This window comes from Acinetobacter sp. WU_MDCI_Abxb74 (assembly GCF_025513915.1).
Classification (GTDB): domain Bacteria; phylum Pseudomonadota; class Gammaproteobacteria; order Pseudomonadales; family Moraxellaceae; genus Acinetobacter; species Acinetobacter calcoaceticus_C.
This window is the reverse complement of record NZ_JAHPRP010000007.1, coordinates 97,954-122,646: the sequence shown is the minus strand read 5'-3', so window position 1 is coordinate 122,646 and position 24,693 is coordinate 97,954. Positions and strand designations below refer to the sequence as shown.

Genomic DNA, 24,693 nt, shown 5'->3' with positions numbered 1-24,693 from the left:
ATGGTTTTTTAATGATTTCTTATTGAAGAATTTCGCTCAGTAAAATTATAAACGATTATTTTGCAATCAAGTAATAAATAAGAATTATTTACTACCTTCACATTTAATCCATAATTCAATAAACTAGAACAAATAATTACCAAACTTAACAAAGTGCCATTGCAATGAAAAACTTAAATTTATTACTTATATCAACATTATTATTTACTGGATGTGCAACAACAAAGTCTATTCAATATCCAGCTGCGGGTAAACAAACATCTATTTCTGTTTCTTCAGAACAACTTTCTTCAATGACAGAATCAGGTGCAGGCGATTACTTTGTAAAGAACAGCCAAATATTAGTTGGTGATTCAAGCAATGCTTCGGCCAGCCCAGCTTCTGGAATGTTTGGTCTTATTGGAGTAGGTGTTGCGATGGCAATTGACAAAAGTGCAAATAGTTCAGCCATTGAAAAAAGCTCTCTTAATCAACCTATTAAATTTGACCAGTTAATACAACAAAAAATTACCGACTCTTTTACCCAAAATAAAGCAGATCCCACACTCAAACTGCTAGGTTTAAATCAGGCATCAGAAGTCAAAATTGTGCCTTATTCACGTCTTTCTTTTCGTGAAAAACCAATTGTAAAAGTAAATTTTGGTTTAAAGACTCAATTTAAAAATGCGGCAGATAATAATGCAGATACAAAACGCTTATATCACTATGTGAGTAAGGAACGTATTTCTTTATCTGAGTGGGATGCTCAAAATAATTTGTTATTTATGCAAAAAGCAGATCAAGCATTTAGTGCTCTTAGCCAAGTATTCACTTTAGATTTACAACATCAATTAAATTTAAAAGCATTTGATGAGAACAAGCAAAAGAACTGTAAAACTAATGCAGATACATCCTTAGTTTCTTTTATTCAAACTCCTGACAATTTATGTGTTGGTGTAGTTAAAACAAGCAAAGGGGATGTATTTCAAAATAATATTTATATCGTTGAACAATAATAAAATTACTAATTAATATCAAATAAATATAATAGAGAACTACTTAAGCTTAAGCAGTTCTCTCATTTAATTAAACAAACTCTTTAATTTCTTCTAAACTTTTCGATGGCTCAAACCACATAAAATCATAATCAGCCACATCATGAATATAAAACGGATCATTTTTCATGATTTCTTCAGCTTCTTGAATTGAATAGCTTAAAACTAAAATCACTCCACCTACCCTATTTTCTCGACGCCCCGATGCCAAAAATTTCCTCTGCTCATAGTAATGGTCTAAAAATGCAATATGCCCTTTTAGTACAGCATCAACTTCGGCTAATGGTTTTTTATAGGTCAAGGTAACAACAATCATTTCATTCTCTTAAAGCAACTAGCGCATGACATAGCATTAATCTACAGATCGTTTAATTATCTATAGCTTATTCGATGGTACGCCGATTCCCCCAATTCATCCACACCAAACTTCCTACAATAATTACTCCACCTAATAGCACAATCATTGATGGTTTTTCATTTAAGAAGAGAACTGCCAAACTCATTGCGATAATTGGCGAGCAATACAAAAAATTCGATGCAATCGTTAGCGGCATATTTTTAAGTACATATCCCCAAAATACATAAGCCATCGCACTTGGGAAAATACCCAATAAGACAATCGACATATTGGCTTGCCAAGTAGCATGTAAAATTTCATTAGGTAAATGAGCACTATAAAATAGTAAAGGAATGGTTCCGAACCAAATGATGTAGCACATCATGCTCAGGGCATCATAATTTAAAGCAAACTTTTTATATAAATTAAAATAAAGGCCCCATGCAATTGCAGCTAAAACAATCAATAAACTATAAGGACTTGGCACGCCAAGACCATGATCTCCACTGACCACTAATACAGCACCGCAAAGCCCCAATAAAATACACAACCACTGTTTGAAGCGGATTTGCTCTTTAAAAAGTAAAGCTGAAATAATAAAGGTAAATAGCGGAATGGATTGGCTCAAAATGCTGGATGCAACCGCACTCACATATTGCTGTCCCGTATTTATAAGTAAGTGATGCAAGGTCACAGAGAAAAATCCTAATACACCAAGTGCAGGAATATCTTTCCACTTTAAAGGCTGAATTCCTTTTTTCATGACCAAAAGTAGTAAGAAAACTGAGGCAATCAAGAAGCGGAGCAAAGCAATATGCTGCGGTGTATATGAATGCAGAGCACTATGTACGCCAATAGGTGAATAACCCCAACAAAAGACGGTCACAGCAATACACAAATAAAGCTTAATTGCCGGAGGCTGTGTTTCAGCAGCAAGAGAAATTGCCATGCTAAGTCTGCACTAATGGAAAGGAACTCTTTCATCATATGCGCATGGATAGTTGAATAAAATTAACTTATATTGAGTTAAATATTCATTAAAAGTGAATGATAAAATATGGATATCGCTCAGTTAAAAATGTTTCAGACTGTAGTTGAGTGTGGCACGATGACTAAGGCATCACTGCAACTGCATTGTGTCCCATCCAACATTACGACACGCATTAAACAACTTGAAGAAGAACTGGGTTCACCTTTGTTTTATCGTGAAGGAAAAAGTTTAAAGCTCACTCCATCTGGAGAAATTTTTCTTAATTATTGTCATAAAATTTTGGCGCTATGTGATGAAGCCAAACGTAGTATTCATCCTGACGCACCGCCGTCTGGCCCACTAAAAATTGGGGCTATTGAATCTTCTGCCACAACCCGTTTACCCAACTTACTCGCGAAATATCATCAACGCTATCCAGAGGTTTCCATTCAAATTATTACTGGCACATGGAAACAGCTATTAGTTGATATTTCTCAGCATAAACTCGACGGGGCTATTGTCGCTGGTAATATTGAGTTTCCAATGTTAAATAAACTCGGTATTTATCAAGAAGAAATTATTTTAATTGCCCCCGAATCTTTCGGTGAAATCCACTGCCAAGAAGACTTGATTGGTAAAGAAATTTTTATGTGGACTGAAGGTTGCCCTTACCGCGCTGCTCTTGAAGAATGGCTTAAGCTCAAAAATATCTCACTTCCAATTACCAGCATTACCAGTTATGCCACCATTATTGGTTGTGTGAGTGCAGGCTCCGGCGTGTCTTTAGTACCAAAGAGTCTTTTTGAGCAATATAAAAATTTAACCAACATTCGAGGTTATAAATTTGAACATCTTGCCTTTATGCAAAATCAGTTTTTCTGGCATAAGAATGTGAGCAACCACAAAGCGAGAGATATGTTTTTAGAATTAATTAAGTCAGAATTTATAGCTTAGCTGTGCATTCGAATGAAATTATCTATGTAAAACGCTATGCTTTACATAAAATAATGATGCATAAAACACATCGCGACATTTTAAATATTTTAATTTTATTTATATAAAACAAAATCATATTAAAAATTAAGAATTAATTATAAAAACATAAACTGCATGACCCATCCGCTTTTTGCAACGACATCACTCAAAAGAAGCAGATGCTAAGTACATAACGTATTTTTTGAGTCATTCAACATGAATAAAGCAATTGGAATTTTAGGTGGTATGGGTCCACAAGCCACGATTGATGCCATGGATAAAATTATTAAAAATACGCCAGCACATTGCGATCAAGAGCATATTCCTGTCATCACGGTTTCTATTCCAGACATCCCAGATAGAACACAATCGATTATCAATCATGATGATAAACCACTCGAAAAAATGGCTGAATATCTTAAAATTTTAGAAGCGGCACAGGTCGGCTGTATCATTATTCCCTGCAATACTGCCCACTTTTGGTTTAACCAGTTACAGCAACGTACCCAAACCAAAATGATTAGTATTATTGAATCTGCGGTTCATTTTATCCAAGACAGCCAAATTGCTGAAGTTTGTATTCTTGCGACGTCTGCCACCATAAGCACTCAGCTTTATCAAAGCCAGTTCATCCAAAACAATATTCGTTTCTCTACCCCATCTGTTGAGATGCAACACAAAGTGATGCAAAGTATCTATCAATACAAAGCAGGAAATATCGAAAAATCAAAACAACTTATGAGTGAGGTTATTCATTTTTATAGACAAAACAAAAGCATAAAATTCTTATTAGCGTGTACTGAAATTCCACTCATCTTACAAGACAGTATCCAAGAAAATCCTGAACTGTTTGTTGATGCTACCGATTTACTCATTAAAAATGCGATTGCGTGGTATCAGAACTCATTAACAGCATCAGCCGCATGATTAAATAAAATTTAATGCAAATTATGCATAATTAATTTAGGCAATGGTCCAATCAATTGCCTTCACAAAATTCCATAATCCTTCAGAAGTCGCATTAAGCCTAGCACTACTGCGATATAAATAAATATCGACAGACAGTACTGACTCTTTCATTGGTACGATCATCAACTGATTTTGTTTTAACTCATCTTGAATGCTGTAATCAGGTAACCACCCTACGCCATAGCCACCTTTGATCATATCCTTAAGTAATAGACTCATTGAAGACACAAAATTTGTCTCAAACTTGTCCGGATGATGATCTTGTAGAAATTTATTTACCTTTTTCCCCATGTAACTGTCATCGGTATAGTTCATGAGTGGAATTGAAGTATCTTCTAGTGAAAATTTAGGTCGACTTAAATGATTTGGAGCCGTGACTAAATAAAGCTTTGCAGAAAACAACTTATGGCACAAAAATTGTGGATTCATTAAGTCATCATCATAAAAAGATGCAATAAAGTCACATTGACCATTTTTAAGAGAATCTACGGTTTCATTCACATTGATTGCTTCAACATGAAAAATCTTTTCTTGGTAATTTTTTAAATTTCCTAAAATTTTAGGAAAAATATAACCCGCCAAAGAATGCGCAGAAGCAATCGTGACTTTGCTTCGCACATGATTGTCACCTTTAATTTGATCTATATTAAACTCAAAATCATCTAGTAAATTTCTAGCATGTAATATAAAAAGCTTCCCCTTCTCCGTTAACTGTAAAGGAGAAGTTTCTCGATCAAACACTTCAAAACCAAGACTACTTTCTAAGGCTTGAATACGACGACTCAGCGAAGACTGAGAAATATTTCTAATATCAGAAGCGACTGTAAAATTTCGGTATTTTTCTAGAACAATCAGGTCATATAACCATTTTAATTCAATGTTTTGTATCACTTGAGGCTCCAGATCATTCTAGAAATTTAGATACGGTATTTAATTATATTTGAAATGATGATTTATCGTAATCAAATCGTATGGGTTTTATCTCATTGCAGTACAAGCTTTATTTTTAACAGTAAGATCACCACTTCATCTTTTGATTCTGGTTGGGGAGATTTATCCAAAATGAAAACCATACAAATTTTATGTATTGCGACCTCTATGTTGGCTTCATCAACCTTATTTGCAGAAACAACGCAACCACAACAAGTGGGCGAAACAACTTCTAAAGCACAACCATATGGTGATAACCCAAGTTTAGGTCGTGTATTGTTATACAAAACAGGAAAAGGCATACAAAATTTAGGAGACAATATTCAAGGTGCTTCCGAAAAAACCTCAAATAAAATTAGTGAAAAGTGGAAAAACACCAAAGAATTTACTGCTGAAAAGGCAGAAGTCGTTCAACAAAAAGCGGATACAGCAAAAGCTTTTACTGAAACAAAAATAGATCAAGCTAAGCAAAATATTACCAGTAGCCGAAACGGTGAAAACATCCCAATAGAACAAGGTGAGTTAAGTAAATCTAGCACTACGGTTAACTAATTTTTTTGGATAGCGCGATAACTTCGCGCTTTAATATAAAATACAAATATCAATCTAGACATAAATACCACTCACTATAAAGAGCTAGGAATCTGCCTTATGAATAGTCAAAAACTTCTCTTTTCAACACTATGCTGCTTGGCTTTAACTGCATGTGCAACCTCAGCACCTGTTTCTTCTTATTCTCAGGCACAAGTTTTAGAGCAAGATACAAATATCGAAGCTTATCCATCAACTACAGGTAATGTAGCCAAATTAATTAAACAAGATAAGCAAGCTTGTATGATTGAGTTTACGGGATATTTAGGGGGCGGACACGTTACTGAACACTGGATATTTAATGATAGAGGTCTAATTTCAGCCACATCATTCACCCAACAATATCCTGATGAGTCTGGCATATTAAATCAAGCAACTAACACGACAACCAAAAGCTCGACCACCTTTAATATTCAAGATCCAGAAATTCAAAATAATTTCAAAAAGCTCCAAAGTAATTTTAATGCAGCTAATTTAGCAAAGTGTAATTAATACTCTTTCATAGAAAACCCGTTGCAGAAGCTAACTTTTGCAACGGGCTATAGCCATTTTAAAATTTCTTGGACCTCATTTTAAAAATTATAAATAAGCTATTTAATTAGCAATCAAGCCATTTGTTGCTGCTAGCAAATCAATACGCGGGAAAATTAAGCCTGTTCTTGCGTCAGTAATTGGCTTACCTGTCGTTTTTAAACGGCTAATGGTTTGATCAATACTTTCAGTTGGACTCACACTATTTGCTCGTAATAAAGCAATCGCGCCCGCCACATGTGGTGTCGCTTGAGATGTACCACCCATGGTGTATCCACCTGCCGTAATCATTGCACCTGGTGCTAGTAAAGTTACAAGGCTGCCACCATTACTAAAGCATGCCACCTTGTCTGCGGCGGTAGTTGGGTCAGAACATTTCACTGGATTTCCCCAAGACACGCCACCAATATTACTGTCATAAACAGCCCCTACTCTTACTGCACCAGCAACACAAGCAGGAGACGAAATTCCATCTGAAAAAGCATCATTTCCTGATGCTACAACCGGAACCACACCTGCTGCACGTGCATTGGCAAATGCGGTTGCATAGCTGCTATTACTACACTCTGAAGTATATTTAACACCTGGCACACCAAGGCTTAAATTCACCGCTTTAATATTATAAGTTTGCGCATTATTTACAGTCCAATTTAAAGCCGCCAGGATATCGCTGTCATAAGCAGTACTCCCCCACTGACCATTCACTCGAACACGTCGGAAGGTATCAATACCAATAATTTTAGTCTTAGACGCAACTTTCGACACAATGCCTGAAACATTACTACCATGTCCATCATCATCTAAAGTGCCATCATCTGGTGCACTATCAAATGAGTAAACAACCCGACAAGTGTTTGAAGGTGTGTTCACTGCCGTACAACCAAAATCAGAGTGAAGATAATTCACACCTGTATCAATCACTGCCACACTAGAGCCTTCTCCAGTAAAACCATTGGTGTTTGCCTGTGGTTGATTAATTAAAGGTAAGCTTTCGTTGGTCGTGGTTTGATTAATACGATTTGGATAAACTGCTTTAACATTCGGATCATTTAATAAAGTAACTAATGCTTCGCGGTTACTCACCCGATAAAAAGCTAAAGGCAAATTATTGTAGTCCCGAAGTACTTGAACGCCACCAGCGCGGTTAAACCTTGCCTGTAAATTCTTCTTATTTGTTGCAATATAACTTCGCCGTTCTAAACCTGAAGGTACACTCACCGAAGGAATATTATATTCGACAATAAGATCATTCGAATCATTATTGACCAAGGCATCTAAATCGATTTTACCCTGAAATACTTTTTGTTTTGCTGCTTGATTTAATCGCTGCTTAGCACCTTTAGAATCTAAAGGAAGAGCGGATGCAGTTGTACTTAAAATCGTACATAGACCTAATAGAAATAACGTTTTACTTTGCATTATTTTTCTCCGTAGTTTTTCAACTAACAATTTGTTTATTTCGCTTTTATTTCATTTGCTGGATCTTTTTCTGGATCAATCGGTTGAATCGAAAGATCACTTTTTGTGTCGTAAAAAGGAACGGTATCCACTGATACCACTTGAGGATGAGTTGAATGTTGAGATAGATTTTTAGGTTGAGTAGGCTCCTTAAGTTTAGAAAGAAAAGACGATGTATCTGGTTGTGCTGAATTCGATTCACGTAAAGCCGAATTGAACACATCAGATGCACCACTTGTGGGCTTAAAATAGAGAACAACGGCGACCAAGCCGACCAATACAAGAAAGGAAGCAATAATTTTCATCATTTAAGATCTCTGTTCTTTTGTTTATAGACATCTATTTTTATTTTTGATTATTCGAAACAAAGAGGCATTTCTTAAAATATATTTCATGTGAAAAATCTAATGAATGAAATATATACCCACAAGAGAAGTAGAAATATCCACAACCGAATAAGCAAAAATGTTGTTCTGCCCTGTACATTTATATTTCTGACAGAAGGCGGTTCAAAAAAGTGCTAAAAAGCATCTTATTCTTATAATAAGCAATAACTATGCCGTCCCCCACTAATAAATAATGAGACTCAAATCACAATTAGAGATATCAGTACCTGATGAAAAGAAGAGTAACTTCAAGAAAATTTGAACTTTAATTTTTTAAAAAATAAAAAGATAAAATTAAGCCAATATAATTAGAATAACTAACAAATAAACATTCTTTTTCACTTTATTATTAATTTTTATTAATCTTCACAATTTACCCCTAGTGTGTTTACTCAACGTAACACTGTTGTAACATTTTGATGAAGACAATTCCCAAGCTTGTAAGTGTTGGCTATGATGCCCTAGCGTTTATGAAATACCTCACTAAAAAGGTATATTCTTTGAAGGATATCGCAATGAAAATGATGAAAACAGCTATCGTTACTGCAAGTGTTCTTGCTTCTGCCTCTATTTTTGCACAAAGTGCGGGCGTTAATGCAGATGCTTCTGCCCAAGTCAATGTACAACCAGGTGGTCTTGTTAGTGGCGTAGCCAACACAGTCAAAAATACTGCACATACTGTAGGTAAAACGGCAAAACATGCTGGTCATGTCGCTGCTGACACTACGGTTAAAGCAACTAAAAAAACAACTGGTAAAGTTACTGAACTTTCTTCTAAAGCTGCAACGGGTACTAAAAACCTAGCAACTGAAGCTGCAGTGGGTACTAAAAACTTTGCAACTAAAACTGCAACAGGTACTAAAAACTTAGCAACTAAAGCTGCAACGGGTACTAAAAACCTAGCAGTTGAAGCTAAAGCAGATACAAAAGCAAGTGTTGATGCTGTAAAAACTAAGTTTGCTGAAAAACAAGCTGACAAAAAAGAATTTACTGCTGAAAAACAAGCTGATGCTCAAGCGCATGTAGATGCTGTAAAAACTCGCGTAGCTCAAAATCAAGCTGAGCAAAAAGAGTTTGTTGCAGACACAAAAGCAGATGCTCAAGCACAGTTAAATGCTGCTCAACCAGCGCATGCAATCAATGCTAATACTGGCGTAAATGTTGGTGTTAATGTTGCCCCTGTTGGAATGAATGCAAGTGTAAATGCAGATGCGCAAGCGTCTACACAAAAAGCGGAAAAGAAATCTTGGATTAAAGGTCTTTTCGGTACTAACTAATAAGTGATGCACAAAAAAGGGCGATTAATCGCCCTTTTTTATTTATTTGAAATCAACCATTCAGCTCGTTTCAGTTAAAACCAAACCTGCACGTAAACCAAGTTTCACATTTGGATTTGGAAATAAAATCCAGACCTGATCTTGCTCTACTACATAATTACCAGAAGGTTGTGTCGCAATGATTTCACCTTTTGTAAAAGTCGAAAAATTTGGAGCTTCAGCTGATAAGTTCATCAGAAAATCTTCATCTTTTTTAATTAAAGAGTCCGATACTTTAAACACTCGAATTTTCACTTTATTGCGTGTCGGCAAAGCCTGCTCAGAAACGACATGACGAATAACTTGATCAATTGCGGCAAACTGACTCAAGTCATTTTGTCCAAATGGCAAAGCTTTACCCAACTCTAAAGTTGCACTGGCTGCTTTAAAATTCTCACTGGTAAAATGTGTAAACGTTTTGCCTACCGCATTGTGATAAACCAAAGCATCTAAATCGGCCGCTTCTAGACTTGCCGTCAAATCAACATCATAAGCATGCGTTTGATAGGGAAACAAAGCAAACGTCGGCAATAAAGATGCTCGAATGGCTGTGTGCAAATCATAATGATAACGTTTTGCTTGGCTTGAACTTTCTTGAAAGAATGTTGTCACCACTTGCTCTAAAACCTCAGCTCGCTTCGATTCTTCGGTCACTGGCAGAGTTTTATATGTACCGCAGAACATTCGGTTCACATCGTCATGCACATAACGCTTACCTTGACGCATTGCATAGGGATTACCCAGTACAAACAGCAACCTTACAGCAAGGTTTAAGCGTCCGGCAAATAAATCTGTGCAAAGATGAGACAACAATTCAATTGGTGCTGTTTCATTACCATGTACCCCAGCTGACAGTACAACGGCTTTGTCGTACTGTGCATGTGGGGTACATTCAAGAATTCCCTCACCCAACCAACGCCAAGAAAAATTATCTTGTTTTCCTTCACGTGTTGCTGGCTGCTCACCTTGTAAGGTTAATGCTAGAAAGTCTTGCATGTCACCTCCTCATTATTTTTGGAAAGGATAAACCGAACCCAAACCTAAAATTTTGGTCAGCTCATCAAGCGCCATACGGCTTTCCATCAATAAATGCGGATCAGCTAAATCTTCTTGAGCTAAACGATCACGATAATGTTTATCTACCCATTGATTGAGTGTGCCAAACAATTGATCATTCATTAATACTTTTGGATTTACAGCATTTAACTCGGTTTCATTTAAAGCTACGCGTAAACGTAAACATGCCGGACCACCGCCATTACGCATACTTTCACGTAAGTCATAAACCTGAATAGCATCAATTGGTGTACCCATCTGAACCATATCGTTCAAATAACCCCACACTGCCTTATTCTGGCGCGACTCTTCTGGCACAACAATGGTCATTCCACCATCTGGACGTGTCAAAATCTGGCTATTAAATAAATATGTTGCTACTGCATCGTCAACGGTAAGGCGATTTTCAGGAACTTCAATCGAGATAAAGTCTTCACCGATGCTTGCCATTTTTTGACGAATTTCAGCAAAAGCCTGATCTTGATTTAAAAAGGCATGTTGATGATGGAATAAAACCTGTTGGTTGCTGACCGCAATAACATCGTTATGAAAAACGCCTTGATCAATCACATCCGGATTTTGTTGAACAAAAACTGTATGTGCATCATCTAAACGATGCAAACGCGCAATTGCTTCGCTTGCTTCACGTGTCTGACGAGCAGGATAACGTTTTGGTCCCGGCAACCCATTATTTAAATGTTGTTGACCGTAAACAAAAACTTGAACCCCACGCTTAGCATAATCACCACCTAAACGATTGTGATTTGCTGCACCTTCATCACCAAACAAAGCCACTTGTGGCAATGCTTCATGGTGTACAAAATGGCGTTCATTTTTAAAGATTGCTTGTAAAACTTGGCTTGTTGTTTCCGCTTCAATCGAACGGTGAAACTTATTATTTAAGTTCGCTGCGGTAAAATGTACCCGTTCATCTTGGCTATCTGCCGAAGGTGAAACTGTTGCTGCATTTGCAGTCCACATTGGCGAAGCAGAACTTAACGATGATAAGAGTTCAGGTGAATGACGCATTGCTTGAGCAACAACACTAATGTCATCTCCTGTAAAACCCAAACGGCGTAACATTGGAACATGAGGACGCTCATGCGGAGCAAGTACACCCTGCTTCATACCCAAATCAGCTAAGGCTTTCATCTTTAGCAAGCCTTGTTTAGCTGCTAATTTTGGATTAGAGGCATTATTACGGTTTTTTGTCGATGCTTCATTCCCAAACGACAAACCCGCATAGTGATGTGTTGGTCCCACTAAACCATCGAAATTTACTTCATATCCTTTCATTTTTCTTTCCCTAGTGTTTAAGGCAACACAATCCCTGGAGATAATTTTTCTGGTAAGGTTAAGCTGTCACTTTCAAGTGAAGCCATTGGCCAAGCACAATAATCAGCTGCATAAAAGGCGCTCGCACGATGGTTACCCGATGCCCCTACACCACCAAATGGCGCAGCACTTGAAGCACCTGTTAATGGCTTATTCCAGTTCACAATACCGGCACGCGCTTCAATAAGTACTTGATCAAACAATTCACGTTTTGGAGAAACCAGACCAACAGACAAACCAAAGCGAGTTGCATTTGCAATTTTCAATGCTTCATCAAAGTTGTCATAACGTTGAATGGTTGTCAGTGGACCAAAATATTCTTCATCTGGAATATCTGTCACACCTGTTACGTCAACAATGCCCGGCGTAAGTAGTGAACTGTCATCTTGCGGACGCGTCATTGGCAATAAACTTTTTGCGCCTAGCTCAAGCAATTTTTGCTGAGCAAGCATCATGTTTGTTGCAGCAACTGAAGAGATCACACCACCCATAAATGGTTGTTGTTCATCGTTCCAACGACCAACTTTTAGGTTTTTAGCAACCTCAACAAAACGTTGAATAAATGCATCACCTTCTGGGCCATTTTTTACCAAGATGCGGCGTGCACATGTACAACGTTGACCCGCCGAAACAAAAGCAGATTGAATAGTAAGATTAACCACAGCATCAATATCGATAATTTCATCAATAATCAATGCATTATTGCCACCCATTTCTAGCGCAAGGATTTTCTCTGGAGCACCCGCCATTTGTTTATGTAGGTGATAACCTGTGTTCGCACTTCCGGTAAACAATAAACCATCAATTTCATGTGAAGCAGCTAGCGCTTCACCAGTGGTACGACCACCTTGCACCAAGTTCATCACACCATTTGGCAAACCCGCTTGCTGCCAAAGTTTTACAGTTTCTTCAGCAGTCCAAGGTGTTAATTCACTTGGTTTAAATACCACGGTATTGCCTGCAAGTAATGCAGGAACAATATGCCCATTTGGTAAATGGCCCGGAAAGTTATATGGACCAAAAACTGCAAGCACACCATGCGGACGATGGCGTAAAGATGCCACACCATCAGCCATTTCAGTTGAGCTTTCACCTGTACGCTGGTGATAGGCACGAATTGAAATCGCAACCTTACCAATCATTGACTGAACTTCAGTTAGCGTTTCCCAAAATGGCTTGCTGGTTTCTTGGCTAATCACTTCTGCTAAGTGCTTTTTATTTTCTTCAAGCAAAGCTGCAAACTTTTCAACAATCGCTACACGCTCTGCAAAAGGTAAACGCGCCCATGCTGGAAATGCAGTACGCGCAGCTTGGCAAGCTTGCTCTACATCAGCAGCAGTTGCTTCAGCACCTGACCATACAGTTTGGTTATCAACTGGATTTGTTTTTACAAATGTTGTGCCGCTGCCTTGTAACCAGACACCGTTTATAAATAAAGAGTTTGACATCAGGATACTTCCATTGGATTGAGTGATAGCACACGAACAACATGACCTTCTTGTACACCGAGGTTCTCAGCTTGTTCATGCGTTAAATTTATAGTGTTATCAACAAGATCAAGCTTCATCAGCATTGCGCGATAGTCATGATAATTATCATTAGCAACGAGATATTGGGTCTTACCGACCGCAGCTTCACTTGTAATTTTGACGTTTAATAACTGACTTTCTTTTACTGCGCGTAATTCATCAATATTGGCTTCAACCGTTGGACCCGCATCAAAAATATCGACATATCCTTGATAGCGTAAACCTTCTGACTCAAGCACATGATAGGCAGGCAAAGTTTGTGGATGCATTTTTCCAATCACCTCTTGCGCATCTTTTGGCAAGAGATCTACATAGACCGGAAAACGTGGCATAAGCTCTGCAATAAATACTTTTTGCCCAATTCCGCTTAAATAGTCGGCAGTTGAGAAATCCATATTAAAGAAATGGTGACCAATCGCATCCCAAAATGGAGAACATCCATTTTCGTCTGAGAAACCACGCATTTCGGCAATTAATTTTTTCTCGAAATATTGCTTAAAGGCAGCGATAAACATAAAACGGATTTTCGATAAGAATTTACCGTTTTGGTTTTCACGACGCTCTGGATCTAAAAATAATGTACAGAGTTCACTACTACCTGTTCTGTCATTACTTAAAAATAAAGTCGGTAATGACTTATAAACATTTAATGCCTTTGAAGCGTGCACTTGTGTTCCAACATGAAAGTTGTACCAAGGTTCCATGAGTCCTACAGCAACCTCAATTGCACTTAACCCAATAACACGTTGAGCTTCTGTATCTTCAAGAACAAACAAATAGCCTTGTTCACTTTTATGGACATTGCCATTTAAAGTATTGCGAGTACGTGAAATTCGAGCCGAAAGTGTATCCATATTTTGTGGCAAGGAAGTCAGGCCTACACCCGACTTACCTGCTAATTTATAAATATCTTCAAGATCTCGAAACTCGGCATGACGGACAATCATCATGGCTAGCTTTCCTTTTTTTTATTTAGCCAATTTTGCCAATGCTCTTTTTAAACGAGCAATCCCTTCATCAATATCTTGTTCAGGAATAATGAGAGACGGAGTAAAACGAACAACATCTGGACCTGCAATTAAAGCAAGTAATCCTTCCTCACCTGCCCAAGTCGTAATATCTTTCGCTTTTCCTGCATATTCAGCTTTTAATACGCAACCAATGAGTAAACCTTGACCTCGAATTTCTTCAAAAATCTGATGTTCAGTATTTAAAGTATTAAGTGCGTTAAGGAAATATTGATAACGATGCTTTACGCCTTCAAGCACTTCAGGTGTATTAATAAATTCAAATACTGCACCTGCAACTGCACTTGCTAACGGATTACCACCGTAAGTCGTACCGTGCGTACCGACTGAAAAATGCGGAGCAAATTTATCAGTTGTTAACATTGCACCGACTGGGAAACCACCACCTAGTGCTTTTGCAGTTGTAAGCACATCTGGAATAACACCGGTATTCATGTAGGCATAAAGTGAACCTGTACGGCCTACACCAGTTTGTACTTCATCAAAAATAAGTAAGGCACCAAACTCATCACATAGTGCGCGCAGACCTTTTAAAAATTCGATGTCAGCAGGAATAACGCCGCCTTCACCTTGGATCGGTTCAACAATAACTGCACATGTCTGCTCATTAATTACCGCTTTTGCTGCGTCTAAATCATTAAAGGCAACATGGTTGATACCATTTGGAAGCGGTGCAAAGTCTTGTGAGTATTTAGGCTGACCACCTGCCGAAACGGTAAATAAGGTACGACCATGGAAAGCATTTTTAAATGCCACAATGCCACTTTTACCAGTAACACCACTGTCTAAACCCACTTTACGTGCAAGTTTTAGTGCCGCTTCGTTAGCTTCTGCACCTGAGTTACAGAAGAAAACTTTGTCTGCAAACGTATTTTCGGTGAGTTGTTTTGCAAGGCGTAGAACAGGTTCATTGGTATAACCATTGCCTACATGCCAGAGTTTTGTTGCTTGTTCTGTTAAAGCATTTACTGCCACTGGATGCGCATGACCTAATGCGTTTACTGCAATCCCGCCTGCAAAATCAATGTATTCTTTATTTTCTTGATCCCAGATACGTGAACCTTCGCCACGTACAGGAATGAAATTTGCCGGTGCAAAAACTGGAACCATCCAGTCGTTAAAGTTGCTTCGAGTTACAGAAATTGGCTGTTCCATGCTTACCTCAGTATTTATTTAATATATTCGATATCACTTGAATTTTAATAATTCAGAAAAAGCGGCTGAACAAATAGACCCTATAACATCCTTTATATTTGCTCAGACCACTTTTTCTAAAAGTAATTTCCGCAGATTAGCCTGGGAAAATACCGCGCTCTTTACGAGCTTTTAAAATACGCTCACATGCCAAGATGTAAGCTGCTGTACGTAAAGTACAAGCATTGCTATTCGCTGCGTTCCAAACGTCATCCATAGCTTGAACCATCAATTTGTCTAAACGCTCATTGATTTCTTCTTCGGTCCAGAAGTAGCTCGCCATGTCTTGAACCCATTCGAAGTAACTTACAGTTACACCGCCGGCGTTACATACAACGTCAGGTACTACAACAATGCCACGCTCAACTAACACATCTTCAGCTTTAGGATAAGTCGGGCCGTTTGCACCTTCTAAAATCAACTTAGCTTTAAGTTTTTGAGCACGTTCAACAGTGATTTGACCTTCCAATGCAGCAGGAACAATAATGTCAACTTCTGCTGTCCAGAAATCTTCATCAGCAATTGATTGCGCACCAGCGAAGCCGCCAACACCACCTTGATTTGCATTTACGTGATCACGTAACGCTTCAAGGTCAATACCATCAGCATTGAAAATAGTGCCTGTATGGTCTTGAACGTGTGTAACTTTCGCTTTCGATTCAACAAACAAGAAAGCAGCTTCACTACCTACGTTACCAAAACCTTGAATAGCAATTTTCGCGCCTTCAATTGCTAAATTGATTTTTGCAGCTACTTCGCGGCCTGTAACAAATACACCACGACCAGTCGCTTTTACACGACCTAAAGAACCACCTAGGTGAACTGGTTTACCAGTTACAACACCTGTTACTGTGTAACCTTGGCTCGTAGAATAAGTATCCATCATCCAGCCCATAATGTTGGCATTTGTACCAACGTCTGGAGCAGGGATATCTTTTTGAGGCCCAATAATGTGACCGATTTCAGTCGTATAACGTCGAGTCAAACGCTCTAATTCACGATTTGATAATTTACGGGGATCAACACGAATACCACCTTTTGCACCGCCAAATGGCAAGTTCAAAACAGCAGTTTTAATTGTCATCCATGCAGACAACGCCATCACTTCATTCAAATCAACATTTGGATGGTAACGAACACCGCCTTTACCAGGGCCACGAGACAAGTTGTGTTGTACGCGGTAACCTTCAAAGTGCTGGATAGAACCGTCATCCATTACAATTGGCACATCTACAATAAGCGCACGTTTTGGGCGTTTTAAAGTGTCGATAAACTCTTCCAAGTGACCTAAATATGGAGCAACACGGTCAATTTGTGCCAAGTAAGTTTGCCAAGCATCGCTGTTTTCATTTACGTATGAAAGATCTGCCATCTTTTTTCCTATATACCTTCATAGATTCAGATTTGATAAATCTGCAATCTTTATTATTTAGCAACTAAAACTCTGCAATAACAATGCCTTAGTTTATTTACCAAATCTTTTGCCCTTCTAAAGCATCAGACTTTTTAAATTCCATTTGTTGATACTAAAAGTACGATCTACTTTTATATATCGATATCTTTTACAAGTTTTCTTTTGTCTAAATTGCTTTTATAAAGAAAGCTTTATAAAAGCAAAAACTCACCACAACCCACTAAAACCAGCCGGCTGAAATATGAATACAAAAGAAGAGACATAACCGTTTGGGAGTTAAAAAGAACCATGATTCACAAAAACCATGAGTCCATAAAATTATTTTTGACTAATCGATAGATCCCTCCATTAGTCTTTTTAAAAATAAACTTTGTTCAATAATCCTACAGATTAATTATTTCTACACATACGACTTAAAATTAAGCCGCAGCATAGATATAAAATCTTCCAATAAATATAGCATAGAGCACGCTCATTTAGAACATTTTAAAATAAATAAGCAAAGAAAAAATAATCAAATCGCATTATTTTTTATAATAAAAAAACAACAAATATTAAAAAACCCTTAACTCTAATAAAAAAAAATTATAGAAATTAAAAACTCATAAATTTAAAAAATGTAAAAAATTTTTATATTAAATAACAGGGACTTAATAAATTTAATTTTTTAAAAATCACCAAAAAACCAACTATTCTCCACAATAAACCCATATTATAACGCCCCTACCCATCCACTTTAAAAAACTAAAAATACCTATTAATTAAATAACAAGACTAAACATAGACTTAATCAAATATTTATAATAAATAAATATTAATAAAAAACTGACAAATGGTAAATTTACAAAACAACATTTGTTTCCATGATTAAAAACAAAAAAACATTTTTTTAAAAAATATATAATTCACCCATTTTTAATTTCCTACAGAACATAAAAAAGGTCCCAAATGGGACCTTTAGACTACGCTTGAGAAGACATATACGGATTAGCTCTGTACCACATCTTTCTTGTGATAAAAAATGAAGTAGCTGGCATAACATAGAAGAATAAAAATAATACAACAGATAAAGCCGACGTGCATCGAAGGATCAGCCACCATACTGATACACGTAATAGCACAGAACAGACCACCCACAATTGGAGTCAAAGGAAATAAAGGGGCAGCGAAACGTAAATCTTTTGCTGTTTTACCAGATTTATACCACTGTCTACGGAAATTGAATTGAGATACACAAATTGCAATCCACACAACCACCATAGTAAATGCTGCAACACCTAATAAATTTTTAAAGATCGTCTCAGGGGCAAACTGCTCTGAAAGCAATCCAGGTATTGCACCAAACATCGTCACAATAAGAGCAACGATTGGCGTTCCTGAAGGAGTAAGCTTTGAAAATATTTTTGGTAATTGGTTTTTTACTGAAAGTGACCACATCATACGTGAAGCAGCAAATAAACCAGAATTGGCAGCTGAGAGTAAAGCCGTAATGATTACAAAGCGAATAATGTCTTCTGCATAAGGGATACCAATGTAATTAAAAACAGTCACAAAGGGGCTATTACTCACTTCATTTGCATTCAACCCGGCAAGCTCGAATGGCAATAGCGAAGTAATCACAACAATTGTGCCAGCAAAGAAAATTAATAGACGCCAAATGGCTGCATTAATCGCCTTTGGAACAGTCTTTTCAGGATTTTCAGTTTCACCAGCCGCCACGCCGATTAACTCAGTACCCGAAAATGCGAAATTAACGATCAGCATAGTTGCAAAAATTGGAAATAAACCGTGAGGGAACCAACCTTGTGCAGTCAAATTACTAAATAATGGTGCTGTCTCATGTCCGTGGAAAGGAATAAAACCAAAAATTGCCAACAAGCCCAAACCAATAAAACAGATAATTGTAATAACTTTGACCAGTGCCAACCAAAATTCTGACTCGGCAAACAATCGCGTTGAACTAACATTCAGGAAAAAAACTAACGCACCAAAACACAAAGTCCACGCCCAAACTGAAGTAGTTGGAAACCATTCACGAACCAATAAAGCCGCGGCCGTAAACTCAGTTCCCAAAGTGGCAGTCCAAGTTAACCAGTACAGCCAAGTAATCATATAGCCCGTACCGGGACCGATATAACGGCGGGCATATTCGCCAAAAGAACCCGATTCGGGTACATGAACTGCAAGTTCACCGAGACATAACATCACGGTATAAGCAATTAAACCGCCTAAAAAATAAGAAATAATTGCGCCAATCGGGCCAGCTTGGGAAATTACATCACCCGACCCTAAAAAAAGACCTGTTCCTATGGCACCGCCAAGGGAGATCATCACCAAATGTCGAGTACTCATTGCTCGTTTCAAAGGTGCAGAACTTCCATGTTGCGATGCATCATTATTCCGATAATTTAATGATTGCATATAAAAAACTGTAACGACAATTTAGTAAAAAATCATTTTAGGATAAAAAAATAAATATGCAATTATCTTTAAAGAGTGAACTTATTTTAAACAACCTCTCAGCACATAAATAATATATGAATAAAAAACAAATACTTATTCAAATTCAAAGTTATAGTTGTATTTTAATTAGCCTTTAATCATTTATTTAACTTATACATATACAAAGATCATTTACTTTAAAGCATGATATTTTTTCCACTAATTTATAATGCTTGTATTTAATACGCTATATATTCACAAAACAAACACATCATTTATTTAAATAATGACTTTGAATTTAATATACAAATAAATTAATAAAAAAATATTTTTTAAGCAAAAAATAAAGCCCAAATCTTTAGACTTGAGCTTTATTTAACCACTATAGCGTTTTAATAGCTGATTGAGAGCAGTTGTTCAGTAGGCTGGATTGAACCTTCTATAAATTCACACATCCCATGTTCGTCACAAGATAAATTTAATTGTTTATAGCTGATTGCAAAAAAGTCGGAATACTTTTTGATTACAAATGGACTCATATCAGATGTTAAAGGCTCTTCGCGCTTGAACAATTTAATGACTTTGCGATCATTCATCCCTAACAAATAAGTTTCATTATTTAATTCAATGTGCACTACACCAGTGTGTTCAGCCACAATTGGAATTAAATAAGACTTATTTGCTAACAGAACATCTAGAGCATAACTCTCAAACTTTGAATTAATGAGGTTGAATACCAAAATTGAGCCGAAGCTGTTCTGTAACCCCTCTTTATAATTCACCTCTTGCTGAGTTTGTTGTACCTTAATACCCAGTTTTTGGAAGTCTAGCTCAGTTGCCTGCTTTGCTTTTATAAGACTACGGGTAATAGCCTGTTTAAGTTGATTATCAAAATAACGTTCATCAAGCTGAAAATCATTTTGGCGTAATATTTTTAACAACATGTCATCATGATGCGTAAGAACATGTGCAAGTACATTACGGAAATAAAATTTACTTTGCTTTTTGACCTTACGAACCTGTTGATAGAAATAAATTTCGTCAAACTCATGCTCAATAAAATCATGCAATAAACTTGAACTTGCTAATACTGACAATGCTTCATGACCAGTAAATGGCAAATGAATCGTATGTAAGTTTGGTAATAGCTCTTTTATTTTTAGGTAATGTTCGCGGTCAATTGAGAAATAAGGGTCATAAACAATGACGTATTCACGCGCTGCATCCACATCTGGTAGCTGGATTTGCATGTCTTTATTTGCTACAGCATCGAAAAACTCAGCATAGCGTCGGTCTTCAACCTGAGTAGGATCAATTGAATATTGAGGTACAAATGCAATCACACGGTTCATATTCAATAAATTAGAATATTTGATTGCTGCATAGCCGCCCATCGAACCGCCATAACCTACAATATTTTTAAAACCCTGAAGAACAGGCGAAATTGTTTTCGCCAGCTCAATCATGCTCGCTTGAGGAAACCATGATTTTTGTTTTGGCATTATTCCAATAATATTGTATTGGTATTTAACTAGGGACTTTTCAGCATTGACAGATAAGCCACTCGCTCGGGTAATCAAATCGCCAAAAGAGAGAACCAATGTATTAGAATCGCCTGGTAAAAAAATGGCTCTAATGTGTTCGTCTTCAAAAATAATTTGCTTATCCATGCTCACACCGAAAGAAAATTTACTCCCACATACAATGTCAAAAATGAAACAAAATAGGTGTTTTGCCAATTTATGATTGCGGAGTATCTTATTTTATAGATGCCAGTCAGATTAAAAAGCGCAAAATATGACACAATCCTTACATCCTGCCGCTCAAAAAGGCTTCAGCTCAGCTGCTGAACTTTATCAGCAAGTTAGACCTAATTATCCCGCAGAAATAGTAAGTTGGCTGCAAAATTGCCTCCAAATACAGGAAAACTCTACTGTTATCGATCTTGGATCAGGTACTGGCAAATTCTTACCCTACTTAAAACAAACACATGCAGATGTTATTGCGGTTGAGCCAATTGGCGAGATGTTACAGCAGCTTCAACAAGTTTATCCTGATATCAAAACATTACAGGCTTTTAGCAATTCAATTCCTATAGCAGACCATAAAATTGATGCCATTATTTGTGCTCAATCTTTTCACTGGTTTGACAACCTCGATACCCTAACAGAAATGTATAGAATCTTAAAACCCCAAGGACATTTAGGGTTGGTTTGGAATCAACGCGATGAGCGTACGGATTGGGTCAAAGCTTTAGCTGATTTTCTACTTCCCCTTGAAGGGGACACGCCTCGTTATCATAGTGGAAAGTGGAAACGTGTGTTTGAAGAACAGAATTTATTTGTATTTGACAGACTCCAAACATTTACACAGTCACAACGTGGTAGTGTCGAACAAGTGGTGAGTAAACGATTACTCTCGACAAGTTTTATTGCTGCAATGACTGAAAAAGATCAGTTACAGCTCAAAGCACAGTTCGAAAAAATTGTTTATGATTTTACGGGATTAGGTCCTCAAGATCAGATTGATTTTCCATATGTCACATATGCATATCACTTTCAGAAAAGTACGTTACCCGTTAAATAATTAGTGAATAGGTTTGGTTGAAAGTTATGAAGAAAACACCTCAAATCATATTAATGTCTTTGCTTTGCTCTAGCCTATTTCTTACTGCTTGTAAAAAGGCGGATGAGCCTGCTAAGACTGAGCAACCTTCTGCCACCTCATCTACCGATCAGGTCTTAGAAAAACTGAATGAAAGACCTGTTAAGACTTTTCCAGCAACGGCTGATGATGCGCACGACATTGGGCTTTTAGAGGACTATGACCGCCGCTTTACAGAAATGAGCGATGAGATGGAAACTGAATTAGCCAAAATGCATGAGGCTGGCACACTCACCACAGAGTTTGAGCAAAAGCGTACTCTTGATAATGTGCGCTCTGCACTTACCATGTTAAAAGATTTAGATTTAAAGACTGAACAAGGCCGTTATATACAAGGCTTACTTTATCAATATTGGGAAAATCAAGAAAAACACTATAGTGATAAGCAAGCGACTAAAGATGAGCAGATCAATGATCTTGCTGACTACTTACAAGCACAAAACCAATTAAAATATTGGAAAGCATCACAACAGAAGTAAATACTCCATTCCTTAATAAAAAGCCTTCATATTTATGAAGGCTTTTTTAAATTATATATTTTGCTTTTCAACCCAATGAATAGATTGCACACGGAATAGTTCACAAGCACCATCACCTGTATCAGTTGGGGTAAGTGAAGATTTCCAGACTAGATCTTTATCTTTAATTTCGACAAGGTCACCTTTGAGATAGACCAGATCACCACGTTTAACCTGTTTAATCTGCTGAGCAATTTCAGGGTTTGCAGGAATGATGTGCATGTTAGACACCATTTGCATTGCTTGGTCTGCAGGAACAGGTAATTTAGGAATTTTCCAGTTTAAATAACGGTCATACTGTTTAACTGAAATATGACGTGCAATCTCAGGCTGTGCAAACAGCCCCCAACTTACCGCATAGTCAATAGGTGAAAACTTTGCTTGCTCATCAGTGTGATATATTTTTGAACCGAGTATTCTGAAATTCCCCTGAAAAGGTTGCAATACAGAAATTGACTGGTCTTTTTCAACGGGGCTCAGACCTTTGGCAATATTATACTCACTTGAGGTCGATGCAAATGCTGAACTCATGCTAATAGCAGCTAACAAGCCCATCATTAAACGTTGTTTTTTCATCGCTTTACACCTCGAATATTGCTAGATCAAATTAAAAAGATCTTCAATTTATAGTAGCCTTAAGCCATGAAAAAAATATCGGAATTTAGTAACAATACAGCTTAATTTCGTCTATTTTTGTGCATTCAAATTTCTGTTTAATCGTCTAACTGGATTCTTAAAGTTTCGAAACGAACATTGCCTTGTTGGACAGCTTGCGCAATTGCCTGTTGGCCTTTAGTGAGCCTTGCACCACCACTTTTTACATCAAGTAAAATAATATTGATGTCTTCTGCCGCACCGTCACCATCCCGAAAATCGGTGTATCCATCAAAAATAATATAATCCACTGGATCGCCCATGAATTTTGCATCGCTCGGTAGATACTGAAATTCTGGCAAAATGGGGGCAAATTGTTCTGCCATTTTTCCTTTCAATACCGCACGGCTTGTATTCACGCTTCTCTTTTGTGCTTGAGTAAGGGCTTGTTGATGCTCGAGTTCAAGTTCAGCAATATATTGCTCATATTCAGCCTTAATTCGGCCATTACGAGTATTTGATAAAATAAGAGTAGTGATAATGATACCAATTCCAGCACCAATAAGCATGGCAAGCCATACAGACATAAATTTTCCTTAAAAAGCGCGAATCAAAATTACAGATCTAATCATATCTAAAATAACGAAACAGCTTAAACTTTTGTCAAATGTGGTCATCTCCTTCACATAAAAAGATGCTAAGGTATAAAACATAAACAAATGTGCTGCTGAAAATAACTGAATTTATGAAAACGATACTTATTGCAAATCAAAAGGGCGGATGCGGAAAAACCATGACGGCCATTACGTTGGCAACAGCATTGGCACAAAAAGGATATAAAGTAGCATTAGCAGATTCGGACAATCAAAAATCGGCTTTACAGTGGTTAAAACAGCGTCCCGATAGCGTCGCAACGATTCAAAGTCTCGACTGGCGTCATGAAAAATCAATTGGTGATGCACCTAAAAATCTGGATTATTTAATTATTGATGCGCCTGGTGCACTTTCAGGTGAACATGCTGAACAACTCATCAGCGAAGCTCATGCCATTATTACTCCACTTCAACCTTCATTTTTTGATATAGACAGTACTCGTCGCTTTTTGAAGCATTTACAAGATATTAAGCGGATTCGTAAAGGCAAAGTACAAATTTTACTTCTTGCTAATCGTGTAAAACCGAATAGTGCCAGCTCAAAAGATATTCAACAGTTTTTCGAAAAAATTGAACAGGAACCTGTTGCGTGGATTGCCGAACGCACCGCTTACGGTAGCTTAGCTATGCAGGGTTTAAGTGTTTTTGATAAATCGCAAAAAAACTTTATTAGTATTCAAGATCAATGGCAACCTGTTCTAAACAAGTTAGTTGAAGACAAAGCTGAGTGGTTTTAAGTGACTTTTAGCCTCTAAAAAGAGTTGTATAA

At 37.3% G+C, this 24,693-nt stretch carries 24 protein-coding genes; 9 read left to right on the top strand and 15 right to left on the bottom strand.

Annotated elements, in window-relative coordinates:
- Positions 1 to 164 precede the first annotated feature (164 nt).
- Positions 165 to 995: a hypothetical protein gene (locus KTH84_RS12965; RefSeq protein ID WP_262473469.1), complete on the top strand. Its 831-nt coding sequence runs from the start codon at positions 165 to 167 to the stop codon at positions 993 to 995.
- 70 nt (positions 996 to 1,065) lie between these two features.
- Here the strand turns inward: KTH84_RS12965 and KTH84_RS12960 are convergent, their stop codons facing one another.
- Both KTH84_RS12960 and KTH84_RS12955 read right to left on the bottom strand, forming a co-directional pair.
- The gene (locus KTH84_RS12960) at positions 1,066 to 1,350 is read right to left on the bottom strand and encodes a YciI family protein (protein WP_262473468.1); all 285 of its coding nucleotides are present in this window, start codon (positions 1,348 to 1,350) and stop codon (positions 1,066 to 1,068) included.
- A gap of 67 nt (positions 1,351 to 1,417) precedes the next feature.
- A complete protein-coding gene (locus KTH84_RS12955) occupies positions 1,418 to 2,320 on the bottom strand; it encodes a DMT family transporter (protein ID WP_262473466.1) in 903 nt (300 codons plus the stop codon).
- A gap of 108 nt (positions 2,321 to 2,428) precedes the next feature.
- Here KTH84_RS12955 and KTH84_RS12950 point away from each other — a divergent pair, with 108 nt between their 5' ends.
- Together KTH84_RS12950 and KTH84_RS12945 are read left to right on the top strand one after the other, a co-directional pair.
- A complete protein-coding gene (locus tag KTH84_RS12950; protein ID WP_262473465.1) occupies positions 2,429 to 3,295 on the top strand; it encodes a LysR family transcriptional regulator in 867 nt (288 codons plus the stop codon).
- Between the two features lie 237 nt (positions 3,296 to 3,532).
- Positions 3,533 to 4,243: an aspartate/glutamate racemase family protein gene (locus tag KTH84_RS12945; RefSeq protein ID WP_262473463.1), complete on the top strand. Its 711-nt coding sequence runs from the start codon at positions 3,533 to 3,535 to the stop codon at positions 4,241 to 4,243.
- Positions 4,244 to 4,279: 36 nt separating this feature from the next.
- Here the strand turns inward: KTH84_RS12945 and KTH84_RS12940 are convergent, their stop codons facing one another.
- A complete protein-coding gene (locus KTH84_RS12940) occupies positions 4,280 to 5,176 on the bottom strand; it encodes a LysR substrate-binding domain-containing protein (RefSeq protein WP_133971578.1) in 897 nt (298 codons plus the stop codon).
- Positions 5,177 to 5,347: 171 nt separating this feature from the next.
- Between KTH84_RS12940 and KTH84_RS12935 the strand changes: the two genes are divergently transcribed.
- Complete coding sequence (locus KTH84_RS12935) at positions 5,348 to 5,767, top strand: hypothetical protein (RefSeq protein WP_262473460.1); 420 nt, start codon at positions 5,348 to 5,350, stop codon at positions 5,765 to 5,767.
- 99 nt (positions 5,768 to 5,866) lie between these two features.
- Positions 5,867 to 6,298: a hypothetical protein gene (locus tag KTH84_RS12930; protein WP_133971576.1), complete on the top strand. Its 432-nt coding sequence runs from the start codon at positions 5,867 to 5,869 to the stop codon at positions 6,296 to 6,298.
- Between the two features lie 102 nt (positions 6,299 to 6,400).
- Here the strand turns inward: KTH84_RS12930 and KTH84_RS12925 are convergent, their stop codons facing one another.
- On the bottom strand, positions 6,401 to 7,756 hold the full coding sequence (locus KTH84_RS12925) for a S8 family peptidase (protein ID WP_202743313.1): 1,356 nt from the start codon (positions 7,754 to 7,756) through the stop codon (positions 6,401 to 6,403).
- Positions 7,757 to 7,791: 35 nt separating this feature from the next.
- Positions 7,792 to 8,100, bottom strand: a complete 309-nt coding sequence (locus KTH84_RS12920; RefSeq protein ID WP_202743397.1) for a hypothetical protein — start codon at positions 8,098 to 8,100, stop codon at positions 7,792 to 7,794.
- A gap of 596 nt (positions 8,101 to 8,696) precedes the next feature.
- On the opposite strand from KTH84_RS12920, the gene KTH84_RS12915 reads away from it, so the two are divergent.
- Entirely contained in the window at positions 8,697 to 9,458 is a 762-nt protein-coding gene (locus KTH84_RS12915; protein ID WP_262473457.1) for a hypothetical protein, read from the top strand.
- 60 nt (positions 9,459 to 9,518) lie between these two features.
- Here the strand turns inward: KTH84_RS12915 and astE are convergent, their stop codons facing one another.
- The 8 genes from astE to KTH84_RS12875 all read right to left on the bottom strand — a co-directional run bounded on the left by astE (position 9,519) and on the right by KTH84_RS12875 (position 21,165).
- Positions 9,519 to 10,493: a succinylglutamate desuccinylase gene (astE, locus tag KTH84_RS12910; protein WP_262473456.1), complete on the bottom strand. Its 975-nt coding sequence runs from the start codon at positions 10,491 to 10,493 to the stop codon at positions 9,519 to 9,521.
- Positions 10,494 to 10,505: 12 nt separating this feature from the next.
- Complete coding sequence (gene astB, locus KTH84_RS12905) at positions 10,506 to 11,849, bottom strand: N-succinylarginine dihydrolase (RefSeq protein ID WP_262473455.1); 1,344 nt, start codon at positions 11,847 to 11,849, stop codon at positions 10,506 to 10,508.
- Between the two features lie 17 nt (positions 11,850 to 11,866).
- Positions 11,867 to 13,336, bottom strand: a complete 1,470-nt coding sequence (astD, locus tag KTH84_RS12900) for a succinylglutamate-semialdehyde dehydrogenase (protein ID WP_262473453.1) — start codon at positions 13,334 to 13,336, stop codon at positions 11,867 to 11,869.
- Complete coding sequence (astA, locus tag KTH84_RS12895; protein WP_003653733.1) at positions 13,336 to 14,367, bottom strand: arginine N-succinyltransferase; 1,032 nt, start codon at positions 14,365 to 14,367, stop codon at positions 13,336 to 13,338. The genes astD and astA overlap by 1 nt, the downstream gene beginning before the upstream one ends.
- An 18-nt stretch (positions 14,368 to 14,385) precedes the next feature.
- Positions 14,386 to 15,600: an aspartate aminotransferase family protein gene (locus KTH84_RS12890; protein ID WP_262473452.1), complete on the bottom strand. Its 1,215-nt coding sequence runs from the start codon at positions 15,598 to 15,600 to the stop codon at positions 14,386 to 14,388.
- A gap of 136 nt (positions 15,601 to 15,736) precedes the next feature.
- The gene (locus tag KTH84_RS12885) at positions 15,737 to 17,011 is read right to left on the bottom strand and encodes a Glu/Leu/Phe/Val family dehydrogenase (RefSeq protein ID WP_262473450.1); all 1,275 of its coding nucleotides are present in this window, start codon (positions 17,009 to 17,011) and stop codon (positions 15,737 to 15,739) included.
- 1,029 nt (positions 17,012 to 18,040) lie between these two features.
- Complete coding sequence (locus KTH84_RS12880; protein WP_262473448.1) at positions 18,041 to 19,474, bottom strand: amino acid permease; 1,434 nt, start codon at positions 19,472 to 19,474, stop codon at positions 18,041 to 18,043.
- 413 nt (positions 19,475 to 19,887) lie between these two features.
- Positions 19,888 to 21,165 carry a hypothetical protein gene (locus tag KTH84_RS12875; protein ID WP_262473446.1) on the bottom strand — a complete coding sequence of 426 codons (1,278 nt, stop codon included), beginning with the start codon at positions 21,163 to 21,165 and terminating at the stop codon, positions 19,888 to 19,890.
- A gap of 127 nt (positions 21,166 to 21,292) precedes the next feature.
- Here KTH84_RS12875 and KTH84_RS12870 point away from each other — a divergent pair, with 127 nt between their 5' ends.
- Both KTH84_RS12870 and KTH84_RS12865 read left to right on the top strand, forming a co-directional pair.
- Positions 21,293 to 22,081: a class I SAM-dependent methyltransferase gene (locus tag KTH84_RS12870; protein WP_262473445.1), complete on the top strand. Its 789-nt coding sequence runs from the start codon at positions 21,293 to 21,295 to the stop codon at positions 22,079 to 22,081.
- A gap of 26 nt (positions 22,082 to 22,107) precedes the next feature.
- Positions 22,108 to 22,638 carry a hypothetical protein gene (locus KTH84_RS12865; RefSeq protein ID WP_133971557.1) on the top strand — a complete coding sequence of 177 codons (531 nt, stop codon included), beginning with the start codon at positions 22,108 to 22,110 and terminating at the stop codon, positions 22,636 to 22,638.
- Positions 22,639 to 22,689: 51 nt separating this feature from the next.
- On the opposite strand, the gene KTH84_RS12860 is transcribed toward KTH84_RS12865, so the two are convergent.
- Positions 22,690 to 23,253 (bottom strand): hypothetical protein, encoded by a 564-nt coding sequence (locus tag KTH84_RS12860; RefSeq protein ID WP_262473443.1) that lies wholly within the window; start codon positions 23,251 to 23,253, stop codon positions 22,690 to 22,692.
- Between the two features lie 137 nt (positions 23,254 to 23,390).
- Positions 23,391 to 23,858 carry a Holliday junction resolvase-like protein gene (locus tag KTH84_RS12855; protein WP_042895331.1) on the bottom strand — a complete coding sequence of 156 codons (468 nt, stop codon included), beginning with the start codon at positions 23,856 to 23,858 and terminating at the stop codon, positions 23,391 to 23,393.
- 158 nt (positions 23,859 to 24,016) lie between these two features.
- Between KTH84_RS12855 and KTH84_RS12850 the strand changes: the two genes are divergently transcribed.
- Positions 24,017 to 24,661 (top strand): ParA family protein, encoded by a 645-nt coding sequence (locus KTH84_RS12850; protein ID WP_133971553.1) that lies wholly within the window; start codon positions 24,017 to 24,019, stop codon positions 24,659 to 24,661.
- Positions 24,662 to 24,693: the final 32 nt, after the last annotated feature.